At 73.8% G+C, this 2777-nt stretch carries 3 protein-coding genes; 1 reads left to right on the plus strand and 2 read right to left on the minus strand.

The window, feature by feature from the left end; translation table 11 throughout:
- Positions 1-197 precede the first annotated feature (197 nt).
- Positions 198-1181, minus strand: a complete 984-nt coding sequence (locus tag WML84_RS14595; RefSeq protein WP_347346861.1) for a permease prefix domain 1-containing protein — start codon at positions 1179-1181, stop codon at positions 198-200.
- Position 1182: 1 nt separating this feature from the next.
- Positions 1183-1518 (minus strand): helix-turn-helix transcriptional regulator, encoded by a 336-nt coding sequence (locus tag WML84_RS14600; protein WP_347346862.1) that lies wholly within the window; start codon positions 1516-1518, stop codon positions 1183-1185.
- Between the two features lie 129 nt (positions 1519-1647).
- On the opposite strand from WML84_RS14600, the gene WML84_RS14605 reads away from it, so the two are divergent.
- Positions 1648-2637 (plus strand): o-succinylbenzoate synthase, encoded by a 990-nt coding sequence (locus WML84_RS14605; protein WP_347346863.1) that lies wholly within the window; start codon positions 1648-1650, stop codon positions 2635-2637.
- Positions 2638-2777 lie beyond the last annotated feature (140 nt).

Here is a 2777-nt window from a genome sequence, read left to right on the forward strand (position 1 = left end):
GGCGTCCGTGGGAGCCCCCGCCCGCGCGGGCGCGCGGCCCGCTCGCGAACGCCGCGCCGCCGCGCCGCGGAAGGCGTCCGTCGTCGAGCGCCCCCGCACGATGTGCCCGGACTGCTTCGTCGAGGTGCCCGCCACGGGCGTGTGCGGCATGTGCGGCCAACGGGTGGGCTGACCGCCCACCCGTCGTCCCGCGGGGCTCACCGCGACCGGCGCGCCTTGAGGAACCCGTCGATGACGTCCCACGCGGCGATCCCGGCGATGCCGAAGCCCGTGACCGTCGCGACGACGCGGCTGACGTTCTCGGCCTCGCCGTCGGTGACGAGCGTCGGCCAGAAGTCCGGGTTGAGGAGCTGGCCCTGCATGAGCAGCCACAGCGCGGGCACCGCCACGACGAGCGCGAGCACGGTGTTGGCGACCGCGAGCGGGTAGGTCCAGCGACCCGCCGCGTGGACGACGACCGCGAGCACCGCCTCGATCGCCATCACGACGAGGAGCGCGCCGATCCACCACGGCCACAGGTCGGGGTGCAGGAACGGCAGCCGCGTGCCGGGCACGAAGCCGAGGAAGTGGTCCCACAGCACCGCACCGGCGCCCACCGCGAGCATCACGATGCTGGCGATCATGTCCGAGAAGGCCGCGCCGTTCTCGCGCGGGTCGGGCAGCTGGTCGGGGCTCCACTCGACGAGCGGGGCTCGACCGCGACCGCGCGAGCGGGATGCTGCGTTCGCGCCCGCCTGCGGATACCGCTCGATGAGGGCGAAGACGAGCGTCGTCCAGAACGCGAGGTGCACGATGACCGCGAGCGTGACGCTCGCGACCGTGCCGGCGACCTCGCCGAACGAGGCGCCGGAGAGCACCTTGCCGAGCGCCACGCCGAACGCGGCGAGCGGCGTGACGATCCACAGCAGGAGCTTCAGCAGTCGCCACCAGTCGAGGAAGTAGCGCGGCCCGATCAGCTGCAGCGGACGGTCGGTGTATCGCGCGGCGAGCACGTCGGGGTCGCCGAGCTCGACGAGGACGGCGCGCTCGGCGCTCTCGCGCGGCTCGCCCTGCTCGAGCCGCGCGTCGATGTCGTCGTCGATGGATGCCCGCAGCTCCGCGGCCAGGTCGGCGCGCTGCTTCTCGGGCACGGTGCGCATCGCGGCGTCGACGTAGCGATCGGTGAGGGTGGCGGTGTCCATGTCAGTCCTCCTTCGGAAGGGTGGCGATCGCCTCGGCGAGCGCACGGAAGTCGTCGGTGAGAGCCTCGGCCAGGCGCAGCCCGGCCGGGCTGGTGCGGTAGAACTTGCGCGGACGGGCCTCGTCGGTGTTCCACTCGCTCGTGAGATGCCCCTGCTTCTCGAGTCGGCGCAGGAGCGGGTACAGCGTGTTCGCGTCGGTGTCGAAGCCCCGGGCCTGCAGGTCCTCCAGCAGTCCGTACCCGTAGCCGGGCTCACGGAGCAGCCGCAGGCACGCGAGGACGACGGTGCCGCGCCGCAGCTCCTGGAGGTGCGTGTCCAATGCCTCTGTCTCGCTCACAGATCACACGATACTGTGTGACACACACTACTGTCAAGGGCACTATGCCGTGTGGTTCAGATCCGAGCACCTCCGGCCCACGCGGAGCACCGGAGGCGACGGCACCGGGCGACCTGTCAGGATGGAGGCGTGACGCTCCCCCCGCTGCCCGAGCTGCTCGTCTCCGCGCGCGTCGTCGCCCTGCCGCTGACGACGCGCTTCCGCGGGATCGACGTGCGCGAGGCCGTGCTGCTGGAGGGACCGGAGGGCTGGACCGAGTTCTCGCCGTTCGCCGAGTACGACGACGCCGAGGCGGCGACCTGGCTGGCCGCCGCGATCGACTTCGGCTGGACGCCGCAGCCCGCACCGGTGCGCGACGAGGTCCGCGTCAACGCGACGGTGCCGGCGGTGCCCGCCACCGAGGTTCCCGGCATCCTGGAACGCTTCGACGGATGCCGCACGGCCAAGGTCAAGGTCGCCGAGCGCGGGCAGCGCCTCGCCGACGACGTCGCGCGCGTGCGTGCGGTGCGCGCGGCGCTCGGTCCGGAGGGGCGGGTGCGGATCGACGCGAACGGGGCCTGGAACCTCGACGAGGCCGAGCACGCCCTGCACGCGCTCGCCGAGTTCGACCTCGAGTACGTCGAGCAGCCGTGCGCGAGCCTCGACGAGCTCGCCGAGCTGCGGCGGCGCGTGCGTTACATGGGCATCCCGATCGCGGCGGACGAGAGCGTGCGCAAGGCCGCCGACCCGCTCGCGGTCGCGCGTGCGGGCGCCGCCGACCTGCTCGTCGTCAAGACGCAGCCCCTCGGCGGCGTGCGGCGCGCGCTCGAGATCGTCGCGGAGGCGGGCCTTCCCGCCGTCGTGTCGAGCGCGCTCGACACGTCCGTGGGCCTGTCCATGGGCCTCGCCCTCGCCGCGGCCCTCCCCGACCTGGAGTTCGACTGCGGGCTCGGCACCGCGGCCCTGTTCGAGGCCGACGCGGCCTCGGCGCCGCTCCGGCCCGAGGGCGGCGTGCTGCCGGTGCGACGCGTCGTCCCCGACCGGGTGGCCGAGGTCGCGGCACCCGCCGACCGCACCGCCTGGTGGCTCGATCGCCTCGCCCGCTGCCACGCCCTGCTGGCCGCCCGCACAGCGGACTGACGCCGAACGGCGGATGCCGGCGGCCGCTCAGTCTCGGACGATGAACGCCTCGGCGAGCATCGCGAGCCGCTCGTTGAGCTGACCGCCGATGGCCTCGTCGTCGCGCCCCTCGATCGCCCCGCGCACGCACGTGTCGTCGG

This window comes from Microbacterium sp., from assembly GCF_039812165.1.
GTDB lineage: Bacteria > Actinomycetota > Actinomycetes > Actinomycetales > Microbacteriaceae > Microbacterium.

What these genes read in the sequence shown, in the direction of transcription:
- WML84_RS14595 (WP_347346861.1), bottom strand. Translation starts at nt 1,181, where the DNA reads ATGGACACCGCCACCCTCACCGATCGCTACGTCGACGCCGCGATGCGC.